Raw genomic sequence first — 16,531 nt, 5'->3', positions numbered from 1 at the left:
TCGTCGGCGGAATTGGGTGAGACCGGGATTAGGGGGCGCCGGTGCGGTGCGAGGTTTCCTGCTGAGAACCTCTTGCTCCTCTAGTCACTAGAGGATTTAGGGTCTCCTTCCAGCTTGGTGAAGGAAGGAGTTCTTTGCGATGGAGCGAACCGAAGGCAATGGCATGTTGTGCCCCGTCTGCCGTGTCGATCTCGTGATCAGCGAACGGCAGAACATCGAGATCGACTACTGCCCGAAATGCCGCGGGGTATGGTTGGACCGTGGTGAGCTTGACAAGATCATTGAGCGGAGCACGGCCGAGACCTCTCAGGTTTCCCAGCAGAGGTCTTCCGCACCGCCTTCGTCCTCAGAGGCACCGAGCGCGCCGGGGCCGTGGGGCGGATATGATCAGCACGGCGGTCATGGTGGCCACGGGTCACGTGATGGCCACGGCAGCCGCGGTGGTCACGGACGCGGCTTCCTCGGTCGGCTATTCGACTGACGCCAACAACAACAAGAGCAACGAACAAACAATAAGGTGCTTGGGGTGGCCTCAGCTTGGCAATTCACCTTGATCCCGGCTGCGGCCGCAATGATCGGCGCCGTGATTGCGGTGAACGCGCGGCCGAAAGCAACTTTGGTCAGCGCGATCCAACATTTTGCTGCCGGCGTTGTATTCGCGGCGGCGGCTGGCGAGATCCTGCCCGATGTCATGCATCGAGGCTCGCCCTGGGCGACGGCGATCGGTGGCGCGATCGGCGTCGTCACAATGCTGCTGGTAAAACAGTTGGAAGAGTGGGCGAAAGGGCCAGCGGGCCTGTTGACGGCAATTGCCGTCGATATTCTGATCGACGGTCTGGTGCTTGGGATCGGATTCGCGGCGAGCCCAAAAGTTGGCATTCTGTTGACGATTGCCTTGACGATCGAGATTCTGTTTCTCGGCCTTACTGTGGCGACGGAGCTCGGAGAGAGTGTTCGCTCCAAAGCCAGAATCGTCGGAATAACGGCCGGGCTGATCATCCTGCTGCCTGTCGGCGCTTTACTCGGGGCTCCGGTCGCGTTGCTGCCCGGCCCGATTCTGACCGGTTTCTTTGCATTCGGACTGGTCGCTCTTCTCTACCTTGTGACCGAGGAATTGCTGATCGAAGCTCATGAAACGCCCGATCGGCCGTGGGTGACAGCGATGTTCTTCTTCGGCTTCTTGGCGCTTTTGCTTGTTGAGGAGGCGATCGGCTGATTGTGCGGGTGCATGCACTGGCCATGGTCAGCTAGCACCTCGATGACACGACACTCCGCCAAGCGTCCGTGACTGCAACCTTCGATCATCACCTCAAGCTCGGCCTTGAGCGCGCCTAGGCTCGCAATGCGCTGCTCGACCTCGACAAGGCGGGCTTTCGCGATTGCATCCGCCGTCGCGCAAGACTGATTGGGCTGATCCTGCAAGGTCAGCAAGGTCCGTATCGCTGGGATCTCGAACCCCAATTCGCGAGCGTGGCGAATGAACATCAGCCGGTGAAGATCGCGCGTATCGTACGTGCGACGATTGCCTTCGGTTCGGGGTGGGGCCGGCAGCAAGTCGATCTGCTCGTAATAGCGGATCGTCGGTACTTTCACGCCGCTGTGTCTGGCTGCCTCGCCGATGGAGATGTGGCGCACGACGGTCACTCCTCTAGTCACTAGAGGAATTGGCGATTGCGCACGAAAAATCAAGGGCTGCCAGTGGTGAGCTCTTTCTCGGCGGGCTCTGCCCAGCCGCGAGATCGACAGCGCGCCGTGCGCATTTTCTATCCCGCAGCGGATCTTTGCCCTTGCTCCTCTAGCGACTAGAGGACGTAGCGCTATGGCTGAATCGAGGATTTGGTCATGACGAAGCATTCGCAACAGAGCCGCTATCGGGTCGATGGCATGGACTGCGCTTCATGTGCGGCAAAGATCGACACGGCGGTGCGTCGCGTGCCGGGTGTCGAAGATGTCTCCGTGTCGGCCACCGCCGGCACGATGACCGTGCGCCACGGTGACGATGAGGCAGTTGGTCCGGCGATCACGAAGACGCTGACCGGACTGGGATACAAGCTCAGACTGCTGACAGAACATTCGATCGGCGACGGCGGACCGAAGGCGGTCGAGGCCTGTGGTTGCCAAGGTCGCAGCGGCCCGGACGCTCACGCGCATGACGATGCCCGAAAGAGCGAGGGTCCTGACCATCGTCATCACAACGGGCAGAACGACGGCAAGGCGTCTAGCGCCGAACTGCACGGTCACGACCATGGTCCGACAAACGGCCCATGGTGGCGGAGCGGGAAAGGACGGCTCACGATTGCCAGCGGCATCGCGCTGGTCGCGGCCTACGCGATAGGCAAGTTGGTTCCAGGATTTGAACCCTGGATATTCACGGCGGCGATGCTGGTTGGGCTCGTGCCGATCGCCCGGCGCGCCATCATGGCGGCTATCGCCGGCACCCCTTTCTCGATCGAGATGCTGATGACGATTGCCGCCGTCGGCGCCGTCGCCATAAGCGCAAGCGAAGAAGCGGCAACTGTCGTCTTTCTCTTTCTGATCGGCGAACTGCTCGAAGGGGTCGCGGCGGGCCGAGCGCGCGCCAGCATTCAATCGCTGACCGCGTTGTTGCCGAAGACCGCTTTGCTCGAAGAGGGAGGCAAGACGCGTGAGGTCCCGGCCGAGGACCTCATAGTCGATTCCTTGATCCTCGTGCGGCCCGGCGACCGCATTCCTGCGGACGGCTTGATCGTATCGGGTGAAAGCGCGATCGATGAGGCGCCCGTCACCGGCGAAAGCACGCCCGTCCGTAAGGGCGTAGACGCTATCGTCTTCGCTGGCACCGTTAATGGCGAGGCGGCGCTGCGCATCCGCGTGACGGCCGCCGCTGCCGACAACACCATCGCCCGCGTTGTGAAGCTGGTCGAGGAAGCGCAGGAGAGCAAGGCTCCAACCGAGCGCTTCATCGACCGGTTTTCGCGCTACTATACGCCAGGCGTCGTCGTGGTCGCCGCTTTGGTCGCCGTCATACCGCCGCTGCTGTTTGGCGGCGCCTGGAGCGAATGGATCTACAAGGGCCTTGCCATCCTGCTGATCGGATGTCCGTGCGCGCTGGTGATCTCGACCCCGGCGGCGATCGCAGCGTCGTTGTCGGCCGGTGCCCGGCGCGGCTTGTTGTTGAAGGGCGGCGCCGTTCTGGAAAAGATCGGAACGATTACCGCCGCCGCCTTCGACAAGACTGGCACGTTGACAGAAGGCAAGCCGCAAGTGACCGACATTGTCGGCTTCGGCCGGCCGGAGGCAGAGGTGCTGAGGCTCGCCGCGGCGCTTGAAACCGGCTCAAACCATCCGCTCGCTAGGGCGATTCTGGAGCGCGCGGCGAGTGATAATGCTGCCGTGCCCCAGATCACCGACGCCAAGGCGATCGGTGGAAAGGGGATCACCGGGACGGTCGACGGCAGCGAGGTGTTCTTCGGCTCACCGCACGCAGCGGGCGATCGCACGGCGCTTACGCCCGATCAGATCGCGCGGATCGCTGCCTTCAACGACGACGGAAAGACCGTATCGGTGTTGCTCGCCGATGGACAGGTTGCCGGCGCCATCGCGATGCGGGACGAACCGCGTGTCGACGCCAAGGCCGGTCTGAAAGCGCTGGCTGATGCGGGAATCAAGACCGTGATGCTGACAGGAGATAATCGGCGAACCGCGGACGCGATCGGCAAGCAGCTCGGTATCGAGGTGCACGCCGAATTGCTGCCGCAAGACAAGCAGCGTGTCGTCGGCGAGTTGAAACGCCAAGGCTTCTCAGTGATCAAGGTCGGCGATGGCATCAATGATGCGCCGGCTCTCGCCGCGGCGGATGTCGGCATCGCCATGGGCGGCAGCGCGGACGTGGCTCTCGAAACGGCCGATGCTGCCGTCCTTCACGGACGGGTGGGGGACGTCTTCGCGATGATCGCCCTATCGAAGCGAACCATGGCCAACATTCGACAGAACATCGCGATCGCGCTCGGACTAAAGGCGGTATTCCTTGTAACGACCGTCGTCGGCATCACGGGGCTTTGGCCTGCAATCCTCGCCGATACGGGGGCGACGGTGCTTGTGACCATGAACGCGTTGCGCCTGCTCAAGGTCGGGCAAGTTCAGGGTTCCAGAGTTTTGTAAGAGGCCGCCGTCTAATGCTTGCGCGTGCGAACCCCGCCCGGCGCGGCCGGGCGGGGTTGCTGCGAAGGCCTCAGTCGCCGTTCTTGCGGGGCCGCGACCAGATGAGGGTGTAGCCGTCGGCCTCTTCGTCATCGAACAGGTTCGCGTAGATCGGAGCGTTGAAGGAAGGGTCGTCGAGCTTGAGCGAGAGGTAGTCGCGGCCTTCTTCGGAGCGCTTCGACCACGCTGCCCCGATCTCGGCCCGGCCCACATAGACGCGGTGGCTGGGGGCGTTCTCGTTGGAGCGGTTGGTCTCGGCGACGATCCGGACGCCTTTCGTCTGCAAGCTCAGGGTGACGATCTCGCCCTGGAAGTCGCTGCCGACCTTCTTGAAAGAACCGATGTTAGCCATGTCACTTCTCCTTGCTGGTTTCGAGCCCGCGACCACCGCGGCCTCGATGGCGATCGACAGGCCGGGGACGATCGACGACGCACCCGCTCGCGGGCCGGAGCGCAGCGGAGGATGACGGCGGTGAGACTTTCTTGCCTCGCGAGGAATGGGCTTTAGCCCAGGGGAAGAAAGTCGAGCCGACGGCGTTGCGGCTCAGGCGATCGAGGCGCAGCCGGTCTTCGGCCAGATCAGGCCATCACGAGGCCAGGTGCGTCCGTGCTCTGAACAGCATCCTCAGGAGGAGACGTGGCGGATATCGGTTCTCTTGCACAAGATGTCGGCGAGTTCAGGCGTAGAGAAAGAAGCCATGGCGTAGAAAAAGGCGGGATCGATTGCCGGGGACTCGCCGCGAATGAACGCCTTCATCCGTCTTTATGTGAGTGCCGGGAGATCGGTGCTGCGGGCTCTGCGCTTCGATAGGCCGGGGCCGTCCTCGTTTCTCAACCGAGACCCGATGGCGCTGGACCGTGCTTCGCGAACCTGTTCGATGACGAAGAGGCCGGCCTCTCAGCCTTCCCGTGTTGCGGCCGTAAGAACCGGCTGCGGCTCATCCGCATTTGCCCCGCCCGGTCGCAGCGGAAGGGGTTCGGCCAACACCGTCATGCGCGCCCAAGCTGTGCAGCCGATGATGATGGCGCCAACCCAAGCGAAGGTCTCCCGCCAGAACAGCGATGGCATGCCGATCTGCGAGAGCCCCAGCACGGCGTGGTAGCCGGCGATCGCGGCCGGGATGGCGAAGGCCGCTGCAATGGCCGCGCGCAGGGGGATCGGCTTGACGAGCGCAAAAGCGACCTGGCCGACGCCCAGCGTCAACGCGCCCACGACGATGCCGATAAGGAGGGCGCCGAGGACGCCCGCGCCGCTGTGGAAGGCGGCCATGCCGGCGGTGAGGCCGACGAAGAAGGGCAGCGCATAAACCGCAAGGGCGAAGATCAGCCAGCAGAACAGGCCGATCCCAAAAATGCTGAGAATGAGTCCGATGACGAGCATGGCGGCGTCTCCGTGACAAAGCGTGTGACGGTCGCGCCTTCCACCACCACCACGGCGCGATCCGAACTATAACGAAAATTGGCCTCGAATGGGAGAGGAAACCCGTCCCACCAGACATCGGCGGTGTCCGCGACCGTGCCAGGGGCCTGACCCGACCGCAGGAGGAACGATGGTGAGACGCTCAGAAAAGCTTGATTTTCCGGTCTCTCAGGTTCGGCGCTACCTTGAGCCTGGGCCAATCGTGATGGTGTCGTCAGCGCTGGATGACAGGCGAAACATCATGACGATGGGGTGGCACACGATGATGGAGTTTACACCGTCACTCATCGGTTGCGTCATCGCCGGCGCAAACTACAGCTTTGACCTAGTCTGCAAGAGCCGTGAGTGCGTGATCAATCTCCCGACCACGACGTTGATCGACACCGTGGTCGGCGTTGGCAACACGACGGGCGCTGAGGTCGATAAATTCGAGAGGTTCGGGCTCACGGCGCAATCGGCAACGCGCGTGAAGGCGCCGCTGATTGTCGAGTGTCACGCAAATTTTGAATGCCGTCTTGTCGATGATGCGCTGGTCGACAAATATAATTTCTTCGTTTTCGAAGTGGTGAAGGCGCATGTCGCCAAGTCGCCAAGGCATCCGGAGACGCTGCATTACACCGGCGATGGGGTATTCATGGTTGCCGGCAAGATCATCAGCCGGCGCCGGCTGTTTCGGCCGGAGCTGCTCGATACATGATGCTGTAAGTGGCGGCGCTTACGCGCCGCCTTCGTCGTGCTTCCAGACCGGAATGCCGAGCTTGCGTGCCTTGTCGGCGAGGTTGTCCTGGATGCCGGTGCCCGGGAAGTGCAGGACGCCGATCGGCAGGACCGCCAGCATCGCGTCGTTGCGCTTGAACGGAGCGGCCTTCGCGTGCTTCGTCCAGTCCGGCTTGAAGGCGATCTGCGGCACGTTGCGATTGCTCGCCCATTTGGCGGCGATGAGCTCCGCGCCTTTCGGCGACCCGCCATGCAGCAACACCATGTCGGGATGCTTGGCGTGGACCTTGTCGAGTCGATCCCAGATCATGCGATGGTCGTTGAAGTCGAGCCCGCCGGTGAGCGCGATCTTCGGACCAGGCGGCAGCATGACCTCGGTCTCGGCCCGACGCTTCGCAGCCAGAAAGTCGCGGCTGTCGATCATCGCTGCGGTGAGCGCGCGATGATTGATCAGCGATCCTGACCGGGGACGCCACGGTGAGCCGGTATGGGCCTCGAAATGTTCGGCGGCCTGGTCGCGAAAGAGCTCCATGCTGTTGCGGCGCTCGGTCAGCGTGATGCCCTCGGCCGTCAGGCGTTCTAGCTCGACCGATTTCACTTCCGAGCCGTTCTGCTCGCGCTGGCTGCGCCGCTGCGCCTGTTCGTTATCGTCGAGTTCGCGCTCGATGCGATCGACGGCGCGGTGGAAGAGATTGACCGTTGACCAGAGCAGATCCTCAAGGTCCGGCTCAAGGCGCGTCTCACCCAGAGTCGAGATCAGGGCGTCGAAGATGTCGACGACGGCGCCGGCCACGACATTGCCTTCGGGAAGCGGCCTCGGGTCGGGTTCGCCCTGGAAGGGACGGTAGCCGTAGAGCTGAAGCTCGTTGAGGACGTGATCGGTCGGGGATGAGCTGTGCGGCGGTTCGAAGTCGATGTCGTCATGGTCGGTCGTCATGGTGAGGTCCTTTGCCGGATCGGCCGCGCCCATCGCGGCCTTCGTGGCGATCACTGGACCGGGAGCGGAACGGGCTTGCACCGCGGCGCCCTCGCGCCGCGGCCGAAGCGCAGCGGAGGACCGAAGGGGCCGGCTATTTTGTCTCGCGCTGTAAAGGCGGCTTCGCCGCCGACGGAAAATAGTCGGCCCTCGAGGTTGCTGGACCGAGGCGCTTCTGGTCCGATCGCCCTCTAGAAGGCCAGGGTGCGGACTCTTTCCGGCTCGCGGGGCCTTACCAGACCAACCATGGCGACACGCGAACCGTCGCCCTTCATCCCGTCTCGGCGGCGTCAACGTGCATGAAGCGCGCGACGTCCTGCGGGATAAGTTCGATCCGCAAGGCTGCTGCCAGCACGTCGACGCCGATGCCGCGCAGATCCTCGTTGAAGTCGCCCCGCCTCGGGGTCCAGGTGATCGCCTCGACCCCGGCCGAGCGGGCCCGCTCGGTCAACGCGATCGCGGCCCCGTCGCCGGCCGCATCGTTGTCGCGAGCGATATAGAGCCGGCGCAGCGTCGGCGGAAGCAACAAGGCGGCGAGGTGATTGGCCGAGAGCGCAGCGGCCATCGGCAAGGTCGGCAACACGCAGCGCAGCGACAGCATGGTCTCAATGCCTTCGCCGGCCGCGAGCACATCGTCGGCCACGCCGAAGCGCACCGCGTTGCCGAGAAGGTCGCCCATTGCGCGCCGCGGCGTGTCGATCGGCGCCTTGCCGAGACGGACGAGATCGAAGCCCTCGGGATTGAGCCAGGTGCGGTGCGCGCCGGTGATGCGCCCATCAAGGTCGGTGACACGCGCGATCATCGCTGGCCAGATTTCGGTCGGCGAGTAATCATCCGGGCGATAGTAGCAATGCGGGTGGAATCGCAATGCGCCGGCTTCGTGCAAAGGCGTGATGTCGCGATTACGGAGATACGTCTCTGCGAGTGTGCACATCACCGGCTGCGACATCGCAAAGAGCCGTCGTGCGGCCTCCGGCGAGCCAGTCTGCGCAGGCGGTCTTGCCGAGTTTGGCGAAGGCTCCGGTTCGCTGCGCGGCAGGCTTAAGAAGCGGCGCGCTTCATCGGCAACATCGTAGAAGTCGACGAGGCCGCAGCTCTCGCGGATGATGTCGAGGAGATCGCCATGTTCGCCTGTCGCGGCATCGGTCCATTTGCCGGCCGGTCCTTTCGTTGACTCCTTCAACCGAACGAACATGGATCGACCGGGTGTGTTGCGGGCATCGCCTACCTGCCAATAACGACCTTCGCGGCGGCCATTGGAGAGATAGTGACGGCACACCGCCTCCGCGTCGCGCGCGAGCCGGCGTGCCAGGTCGGAAGCGTCGCGCGGCATCACGCGGCCTCCCGTTCGCCGACGTGCTCGACGGGATAGCGATCGAGCACGCGGTTGAGTGTTTCGACGCCGCTCGCATCGGTCGGCACGAACATGCGCAGCTTCCAGGAAATGATCTCGTGAAAGAGGCCATAGGTTTTCAGCCGGTCGCGCATCGTGTCGTCGAATCCCGATAGTTCGATGCGGTTGGAGCCCATGACGCGAACACGCCGAAGCTGGAGGCCCTCGGCGAGGTCGAGGACGGTTCGCCCCTCCATCAGCGCGCCGAACGCCATGTCAGGCGTCAGGGTCGGCGCGTCGGCCGCCAGCGCGTTCGCCGCCCAGGCGGCCGAAACCTTGCGGCCAATGATGCGCTCACCCGTATCGGTCTGGAGCCGGTAAACCCGGGTCGACTCGTTCGGCAGCCGCTTCCAGATCGGGAGGAGCAAGCCTGCCACCACATGGATGGTGCTGTCGGTGAAATCGGGAACTTCGCCGAGTTCGACGTGCCAAGCCTCCGCGAAGCGCTCACGGTTGGCCTCCATCCAATGGCTTTCCGCCATTGTCTTCAGCGGAAGGCTGTGATGCTCCATCGGCCGGATCAGCCGTACCCGCCGTTCGATCTCGCCGTCGTCGAGCATGAGGCTCGGCGCCGGGACCTGAACGGCGGCGCGTCCCGATCGCTCGTTGATCAAGAGCACCGCGCGCGGATCGGAGAGACGATCGAAGGCTTCCGCCAGCGTCACCGGAAGGTTGCGTCTGCGCTCGGTGATGGTGAGCAACCGCGTCTCGGCGCCGGTCGCGGGATGGCTGTAAATGACGCTTCGATCCGTGATGACGAAGCTCTCGGCGCGCAGCGTCTCGAGGCCCGCGTCATAGCTGCCGGATGCGATCGCCCCTTCGATGCGGGCGGTGAGCAACTGTTCGAACGCGGTGAAGAGGACGTTCTGCAGGTCGATGGTCAGCGCCAACAGACGATTGAGGAAGGTGGTAATCGGCGGCAGTTCGTCCTTGATGCCGTTCGCATCCATCAGCTTCAGACCCGTGGAATCCTCGAAGGTCTGAAGCGAGCAGCCTTCGACCTTGCCACGCGCCAGCAGCATGTAGAGCTGACGGAGCGCATCGCGGCCGTAATGACTTTCGAGATTGTCTTCAGGCCGGAACAGGTTCTGGCCGCCGGTCTGACGCTGTCCGCGCGTGATCGCTCCGAGCGTATCGAGACGGCGGGCGATCGTGCTCAGGAAACGCTTTTCGGCCTTCACATTGGTCGCGATCGGGCGGAAGAGCGGTGGCTGCGCCTGGTTGGTGCGGTTCGTGCGACCCAGGCCTTGGATGGCGGCGTCGGCCTTCCATCCGGGTTCGAGGAGGTAGTGAACCCTCAGCCGGCGGTTCCGCGCCGACAGTTCGGCGTGGTAGGAGCGCCCCGTGCCGCCGGCCTCGGAGAACACCAGAATGCGCTTGGCGTCGTCCATGAAGGCGGCGGTTTCTGCAAGGTTCGCCGAAGCCGCGCGGTTCTCGACCATCAGCCGATCGCCCTTGCGGATGACGCGGCGCGAGCGTCCTGTCACTTCGGCGACCATGTCCGTGCCAAAGCGCTGCACGATCTGATCGAGCGCGCCGGGCACAGGCGGCAACGAGGCGAGCTTCTCGATCAGCCGGTCGCGGCGGGTAACCGCTTCGCGGCTTTCGACCGGCTGGCCGTCGCGAAAGACCGGCCGCGATGAGAGATTGCCTTCTGAGTCGGTGAAGGGCTCGTAGAGCTGCACCGGAAAGGAGTGGGCAAGATAGTCCAACACATACTCGCGCGGTGTGATGTCGACCTGGACGTCGCCCCAATCCTCAGTCGGGATCTCCGCGAGCCGGCGCTCCATCAGCGCTTCGCCGGTCGAGACGATCTGGACCACGGATGCGTGGCCGGCCTCGAGATCGCGCTCTATCGAGCGAACCAGCGAGGGCGTCTTCATCGAGGTGAGCAGGTGGCCGAAGAAGCGCTGCTTGGCCGACTCGAACGCCGAGCGCGCGGCGGATTTCGCCTGCGCGTTCAGCGTGCCGCTGTCACCAGTGATGTTGGCGGCCTGCATCGCGGCATCGAGGTTGTTGTGGATGATCGAGAAAGCGCCGGCATAGGCATCGTAGATGCGGATTTGCTCCGGCGTGAGCTCGTGTTCGATCAACTCGTATTCGACGCCCTCATAGGAGAGCGAACGGGCGGCATAGAGGCCGAGTGCGCGAAGATCGCGCGCCAGGACCTCCATCGCGGCGACACCACCGTCTTCGATCGCCTCGACAAACTCCGCGCGTGTCGCGAACGGAAAGTCCTCGCCGCCCCAGAGGCCAAGGCGCTGGGCATAAGCAAGATTGTGAACGGTGGTGGCGCCTGTCGCGGAGACGTAGACAACCCGCGCATTCGGCAGCGCGTGCTGCAGCCGTAGGCCGGCGCGCCCCTGCTGCGAGGGTGCCTGGTCGCCGCGTTCGCCCTTGCCGCCCGCGGCATTCTGCATGGCATGAGACTCGTCGAAAATGATCACTCCGTCGAAATCGGGCCCCAACCATTCGACGATCTGCCGGACACGCGAAAGCTTCTCGCCGCGCTCATCGGTGCGTAGCGTCGCGTAGGTCGTAAATAGGATGCCTTCTGCGAGGCGGATCGGCGTGCCCTGGCGGAATCGAGAGAGCGGCGTGACGAGCAGACGTTCCATGCCGAGCGCCGACCAGTCGCGCTGCGCATCCTCGATCAGCTTGTCGGACTTGCTGATCCACAGCGCATGCCGACGACCCTTCAGCCAGTTGTCGAGCAGGATGCCGGCGACTTGGCGGCCCTTGCCGGTGCCGGTGCCATCGCCGAGGAACCAGCCGCGACGGAAGCGTACGGCCGTCTCGGCGTCGTCGCGTGCGGCGGTGACGAGATCGAAGGTTTCGTCCACGGTCCATGCGCCGGCGAGGAAATCGCCGTGCGCTTCGCCGGCGTAAATGACGCTCTCGAGCTGCGCGTCGGATAGCAGGCCGCCCGTGACGAGGTTCACTGGAAGACGCGGCCTATAGGAGGGCTTCGATCGCGGCCGATTGCACGAGTTTGGTCGGATGCGCCTGCGAGCCGGGAATACGGATCGACTGCAATCCGTATTCTTCATAAAGCGCATCGGTGAGGCGGGCGCCCTCGGGCGGCGCCCATTCGAGGATCTCGTAGGAAAGCTCAACGCCTGCAGGTTCCGCAAGCGCGGCGGCCGGTTGCCGCGAGGCGGCGCGGGCGAGATAGCCGCGAACGCTGCGAGGCGTGGCGACGCCGACGGCGGTCGGCGCGGCGAGTGATCTGGCGACCGGGCGCCGCGGGGGAACATGCTTGGTGATCCAGCCGAGCAGCGTGGCGACGTCCGGCGCGATGCCGGCGGACGCCGGAAACTGAGCCGGATCGGACGCGGGCATCTTGTCGATGACCATCAGCCGCGTGTCGATTGTCGTGCCATGCTTCGCGTAGACTGCGCCGTCGACCGCCGCGGTGAAGACGACAGTGCCGCGCTCCTGCAGATGGACGAAGGCGTCGCGCCACGCCGGCGTTTCCGGGCCGAAGTTCGCGCCGGTGATCGCGACAAGCCGCCCGCCGTCGGCGAGACGTGCCAACGCCGAGGCCACATGGCGGTAGGCGGCATCTGCCATCCGGCCACTGACATTCGCCATCGCCGAGAATGGCGGGTTCATCAGGACGACGGTCGGATCGATCGTGGAGCCAAGATGATCGTCGATCTGCGCAGCATCGAACCGCGTCACGGGGACGGCCGGAAAGAGGGAGGAGAGCAACGCGGCGCGGGCCTCGGCCAACTCGTTGAGTGCGAGCGCGCCGCCGGCGATTTCCGCCAGAATGGCGAGAAGGCCGGTGCCTGCTGATGGTTCAAGCACGCGGTCGCCAGGTGTGATGGCGGCGGCACAGAGCGCGGCGAGGCCGAGCGGGATCGGCGTCGAGAATTGCTGGAGCGACTGGCTCTCCTCTGACCGCCGCGTATGGGTGGGAAGAAGGCTCACGAGCTTCACGAACTGCGGCAGCGCTGCCGATGCAGAACCGGCTTTACGGAAAATCAGCTTGCCGTATTTGCGCAGAAACAGGACGGATGCTGCCTCGCAGGCGTCATAGGCCGTCTTCCAGTCCCAGGCGCCGGACGCGTCGGAGCGGCCGAGGGCTTGCTCCATCGCCGCACGCAAAATGGCGGCGTCGACGCGCCGGCCTTGCTCAAGGTGGGGAAGAAGAAGCTGCGCGGCCTCGGCGAGGCGTGGCGCAGGAGCTACCGTGGGAGTGCACGGGATTGGCGCGGCCGTCGGCTCGGCCGCTGCGGAAGGATGCGACATGGGAAGGGACCTCGGGAGAGCTGGACACGGGCGAGCCGGCCGGCGCTCTCTCTGGTCCGCACCGGCTCAAACCCGTCCCGGCCACACTCTCCCTCTCGTCATCCCGCCGGCCTTGACGCCGCGCCACCACGCGATCCGCGCTTCGCGAGCCGCAGCAAGAGATCGCCGTGGCATGGTCGCGGCGCGCAGAAGCAGACGAGATCGCAGCCGCGAAGCTCGTCGAGCGCGCGTAGGAGATGATGCTGGTCTGCGAGCCAGCGCTCGTACTTCGCGATGACGGCGGCGCGGTCGCCGTCGGGGCCAATTCGGAAAGGATTGCCCCATTTCGAGCCGCGCCCGACATAGACGGCGCTCGCCGGCACGCCTGCGTGATGCTTGTTGAGAACCCTGCACATTGTCGACCGCCTCCTGATCTCCGTTGCGACGGGGCTGGCGACCGGGATGCGGTGAAGGCCTTGCGGTCACGCATCGCGTGCGATGCGGAAACGGCTTGCCCGTTGACCGACGGGCCGCCGCGTCCAGACAGGTCACGACGCGGGGTGTCAGGAGGCTGATTCGTCCGATAGGTTCTCAGACGGCGGCACATAGGCGTCGTAGGGATTGCCATCGGCCAGGTGGCCAAAGGGCTTGAACAGGAAATCCGCGCCATCGCGTCCGACGGCGCAGATGACGTAACGGGTCTCGCCGGTCGCTGCATCGGCACATTCCATGAGGGCGAGGTTGCCGTCTGCCGCAGCGTGGAGCAGCGTCTGAAAGTTGGCGCGCGCGTGATCGGGAATGCTCATCGCGCACCGCGCTTTCCGCGGCCCGGCGACAAAGTCCGCGCGAGCCAGCCGCGCGTGTCAGTCCATGCGATCGTTTCGCGGGTGGCGAGATCGAGACAATGGGCCCCGCCGCTGAAGGCGTCGATGCGGGGCCGGGAGCATGTGTTGGCCCATTGAAAACCCCAGCGACCCTTGAGATCGAAGATCTCCGCACAACGAAGGACGAAGGTGATGACTGTTTGTGGATCGCCCGTGACATCATCACGGATCCACAGCACGGCGCCGCCGTGTTCGGGCTGGATAGAGAGCAGAAAAGCATCCGAGGGCGGGTCTTCCCGGGCGTTCTCTTCCATCAGCGCATTATAGAGTTCGAGCGCGCGCGCCGCGTTGTCGGGCGTGCCGACATCGAACACGCATGAGAAGTGCGTGAAGAAATCAGCCATGATGGCCTCCTGAAACGAAATCGCCCAGCGCGATGGCCGGGCGGAGGGAATTCGATGGAGAGAAGTAAGCGGGGCGACTCATGCCGCCCCGCTCCTGGGCGTTACTCGGCGGCGATCACGACTGGCGCGTCGGTCTCGTCTTCGCTGGCGTTGTCTTCACCGTCGGCGAGAAAGGCGGGCAGTCCTTCCTCTTCGCCGCCGTTGGCGTCGGCATCGCCGATGTCGGCAGTCGTCGCTTCGGAAGACCGGAGCGGCTCGGGCAGCCAGCCGGTGCCGTTGAGCAGCCGTTCGGCCTCCTTCGCCATGTCCGCCTTCTTCAGATGGTCGATGAGCTGCGCCGACTGCTCGCCGTTCGCCTCGCGCACCGCTTCGAGGATACGAGGCTTGGTGACGCGGCCGAGATAATTCTCGACCGTTGGCCGCCAACCGGCGTCGACCATGTCGAGCCCGACGGCCCGTGCGAGGCGGTCAGCCTGGGCGAGACGATGTTGGACGCCGTGAACGGAGAGACCGGGACCGCCATAGCGATCGCCTTTCTCGTAGAGCGCGTTGACGCCGAAGGAGACGCAGTGCGCCAGCAGTGCGGCCCGGCTGGCGTCGTCCAGTGCGGCGAGCCAATCCCAGAGCGCGGCTTCATCCTTCGGCATGTCGGCCTTCCAGGCATCGTGCCGTTCGGTAACCGCCTTGGCGGACGGGCTCTCCTTGAGGTCGGCAGACTGGATCGAGAAGAACACGTGCCGCACCGACGCTTCGAGACAGTTGCCTGTCGCTGTGTGCTGGAAGGCGTCGAGGCAGAGTTTGTGCAGGAGCGCCGTCATCGCGACATGCGGATTGTTCGCCACGGCATCCCGCAGCGCCAGCGTGCGGTACGCGGTCAGTTCGCTGAGCAGCCGATCCGGCAACGGCTTAACGACGTCGTCCTCATCGTCTTCCGGCTCGGCCTGGCCGCCGATGGTGATGACGACACGCTGAACCGGCGACGTGTCGTTGTCGATCCCAACCTGCTCGAGATCGTCGCGGTGTTCCTGACCGGGCTCGACGACTGGAGCTTCATCCTCGGGGCGAACATAGCCACGATCGACCTGGAGCTGGCCGTCGTGAGCGATGCTGACAAACACCCCAGCCCGGGAGATGTCGGCCGGATCGAAGATGTGCGGTCGCGACTCGAACGCCTCAAGCGCGGTTTCGATCTCGCTGAGGCGCTGGTCGACCTCGTCGGGCAGTTCGTCGGCATCTTCGTATTGCGCCTGAAGCTGATCGAACTCGGTGCGCAGCGCTTCACGCGTGGCACGTTCGTCGTCGGTGAGATCGGCCGGTATGCCGTCGAGCTCGCGCAGGCCGTGGTCGTGACCGTAGGGGAAGTCCACTGCGACCTCGATCCATTTCCAGCCCTCGGTGGCGATACGTTCGGCGTCGGTCTTCAGTTTTTCGGCGACAAGGGTTTCGAGAAGCCCGATATTTTCAAGCCAGCCACCGTCGTCCTGCTGGAAGAGATCGCGCATGACGACACCGCCCGCGTTCTCGTAGGCGCCGATGCCGACGAACAGCACGCGGCGATCCGACGCGCGGACGGTTTTCTCCGTCAGCATGCGCCGGATCTGATAAGGCTCCTGGCTGTAGGACCGCTGGAGCGCGTCCCAGACCTGGAGCTGGCGCGCATGGTCCGTTGTCACGGTGAACGCCATGAGCTGCTCGAGCGACATGCCGTCCTCGGCATAGATGTCGAGAAGCTTCTCCGACACCGCGGCGATGCGCAGGCGCTGCTTGACGACATTGACGCCGACGAAATAGGCGGCCGCGATGTCTTCGTCGCATAGGCCCTTGTCGCGCAGGGTCTGGAAGGCGCGGAATTGATCGAGCGGGTGTAGCGGCACGCGCTGGACGTTCTCAGCTAGCGAGTCGTCCTCGGCGAGGATCTTGGTGGAGGGATCGCGGACCACGCAGGGCACGGGCGCGGTCTTGGTAAGGCGCTTCTGCTTGACGAGGAGCTGCAACGCCTGGAAGCGCCGGCCACCGGCAGGCACTTCGAACATACCTGTCTCGACGCCCTCCGCATCAAGAACCGGGCGGACATTGAGGCTCTGGAGCAGGCAGCCGCGACGGGCGATATCCGCCGCGAGATCCTCGATCGAGACGCCGGCCTTCACGCGCCGGACATTCGACTGGGAGAGGATGAGCTTGTTGAGGGGGATGTCGCGCGAGGACGACAGGGTGATCTTCTGAACGGCACTGGCCATCGGGACTTACTCCGCGACGGGCGCCGAAAGACTCTCTCTCGGCTTTCAACCCGCCGCGAAGACCGGCGCAGCCCTCTTCCTCTTATGGGTTTTCGGCCCGGACATCGCCGCAGCCTTCCCGGCCAGACCCAAGTCTCACCGCCGA

Annotated in this window: 15 protein-coding genes; 4 read left to right on the top strand and 11 right to left on the bottom strand. The window is 64.5% G+C overall.

What is annotated here, in order from left to right; translation table 11 throughout:
- Positions 1-139 precede the first annotated feature (139 nt).
- Both FCU40_RS06320 and FCU40_RS06315 read left to right on the top strand, forming a co-directional pair.
- Positions 140-481, top strand: coding sequence for a zf-TFIIB domain-containing protein (locus tag FCU40_RS06320; protein ID WP_168073736.1), 342 nt, complete (start codon positions 140-142; stop codon positions 479-481).
- Positions 482-571: 90 nt separating this feature from the next.
- Complete coding sequence (locus tag FCU40_RS06315) at positions 572-1,216, top strand: transporter (protein ID WP_074551767.1); 645 nt, start codon at positions 572-574, stop codon at positions 1,214-1,216.
- Here the strand turns inward: FCU40_RS06315 and FCU40_RS06310 are convergent.
- Positions 1,129-1,635, bottom strand: coding sequence for a helix-turn-helix domain-containing protein (locus FCU40_RS06310; protein ID WP_083337771.1), 507 nt, complete (start codon positions 1,633-1,635; stop codon positions 1,129-1,131). The genes FCU40_RS06315 and FCU40_RS06310 overlap by 88 nt on opposite strands.
- 207 nt (positions 1,636-1,842) lie before the next feature.
- On the opposite strand from FCU40_RS06310, the gene FCU40_RS06305 reads away from it, so the two are divergent.
- Positions 1,843-4,140, top strand: coding sequence for a heavy metal translocating P-type ATPase (locus tag FCU40_RS06305; RefSeq protein ID WP_168073734.1), 2,298 nt, complete (start codon positions 1,843-1,845; stop codon positions 4,138-4,140).
- A 70-nt stretch (positions 4,141-4,210) separates the two neighbouring features.
- On the opposite strand, the gene FCU40_RS06300 is transcribed toward FCU40_RS06305, so the two are convergent.
- Positions 4,211-4,531, bottom strand: a complete 321-nt coding sequence (locus FCU40_RS06300) for a DUF736 domain-containing protein (RefSeq protein WP_041751086.1) — start codon at positions 4,529-4,531, stop codon at positions 4,211-4,213.
- Between the two features lie 546 nt (positions 4,532-5,077).
- The gene (locus tag FCU40_RS06295) at positions 5,078-5,560 is read right to left on the bottom strand and encodes a hypothetical protein (protein ID WP_074551672.1); all 483 of its coding nucleotides are present in this window, start codon (positions 5,558-5,560) and stop codon (positions 5,078-5,080) included.
- 169 nt (positions 5,561-5,729) lie between these two features.
- On the opposite strand from FCU40_RS06295, the gene FCU40_RS06290 reads away from it, so the two are divergent.
- On the top strand, positions 5,730-6,296 hold the full coding sequence (locus FCU40_RS06290) for a flavin reductase family protein (protein WP_168073732.1): 567 nt from the start codon (positions 5,730-5,732) through the stop codon (positions 6,294-6,296).
- A gap of 18 nt (positions 6,297-6,314) precedes the next feature.
- Here the strand turns inward: FCU40_RS06290 and FCU40_RS06285 are convergent, their stop codons facing one another.
- The 8 genes from FCU40_RS06285 to FCU40_RS06255 form a co-directional block, all read right to left on the bottom strand.
- Positions 6,315-7,253: a DUF2493 domain-containing protein gene (locus FCU40_RS06285; RefSeq protein ID WP_168073782.1), complete on the bottom strand. Its 939-nt coding sequence runs from the start codon at positions 7,251-7,253 to the stop codon at positions 6,315-6,317.
- Positions 7,254-7,563: 310 nt separating this feature from the next.
- A complete protein-coding gene (locus FCU40_RS06280) occupies positions 7,564-8,628 on the bottom strand; it encodes a toprim domain-containing protein (RefSeq protein WP_342672533.1) in 1,065 nt (354 codons plus the stop codon).
- Positions 8,625-11,627 carry a strawberry notch family protein gene (locus FCU40_RS06275; RefSeq protein WP_241693553.1) on the bottom strand — a complete coding sequence of 1,001 codons (3,003 nt, stop codon included), beginning with the start codon at positions 11,625-11,627 and terminating at the stop codon, positions 8,625-8,627. Before FCU40_RS06275 ends, FCU40_RS06280 begins: the two co-directional genes overlap by 4 nt.
- 13 nt (positions 11,628-11,640) lie before the next feature.
- Entirely contained in the window at positions 11,641-12,942 is a 1,302-nt protein-coding gene (locus FCU40_RS23230) for a class I SAM-dependent methyltransferase (protein WP_241693552.1), read from the bottom strand.
- Between the two features lie 98 nt (positions 12,943-13,040).
- Entirely contained in the window at positions 13,041-13,337 is a 297-nt protein-coding gene (locus FCU40_RS06270) for a DUF4326 domain-containing protein (protein WP_206677302.1), read from the bottom strand.
- Positions 13,338-13,484: 147 nt separating this feature from the next.
- A complete protein-coding gene (locus tag FCU40_RS06265) occupies positions 13,485-13,727 on the bottom strand; it encodes a DUF6117 family protein (protein WP_168073728.1) in 243 nt (80 codons plus the stop codon).
- Positions 13,724-14,149 carry a hypothetical protein gene (locus tag FCU40_RS06260; protein WP_168073726.1) on the bottom strand — a complete coding sequence of 142 codons (426 nt, stop codon included), beginning with the start codon at positions 14,147-14,149 and terminating at the stop codon, positions 13,724-13,726. The genes FCU40_RS06265 and FCU40_RS06260 overlap by 4 nt, the downstream gene beginning before the upstream one ends.
- A gap of 101 nt (positions 14,150-14,250) precedes the next feature.
- Positions 14,251-16,386: a ParB/RepB/Spo0J family partition protein gene (locus FCU40_RS06255; protein WP_168073724.1), complete on the bottom strand. Its 2,136-nt coding sequence runs from the start codon at positions 16,384-16,386 to the stop codon at positions 14,251-14,253.
- Positions 16,387-16,531: the final 145 nt, after the last annotated feature.

The organism is Caulobacter sp. SSI4214, from assembly GCF_012184455.1.
Taxonomy (GTDB): domain Bacteria; phylum Pseudomonadota; class Alphaproteobacteria; order Caulobacterales; family Caulobacteraceae; genus Caulobacter; species Caulobacter vibrioides_E.
Note: the sequence above shows the minus strand (reverse complement) of the source record. Positions and strands in the feature narration are given on the sequence as shown.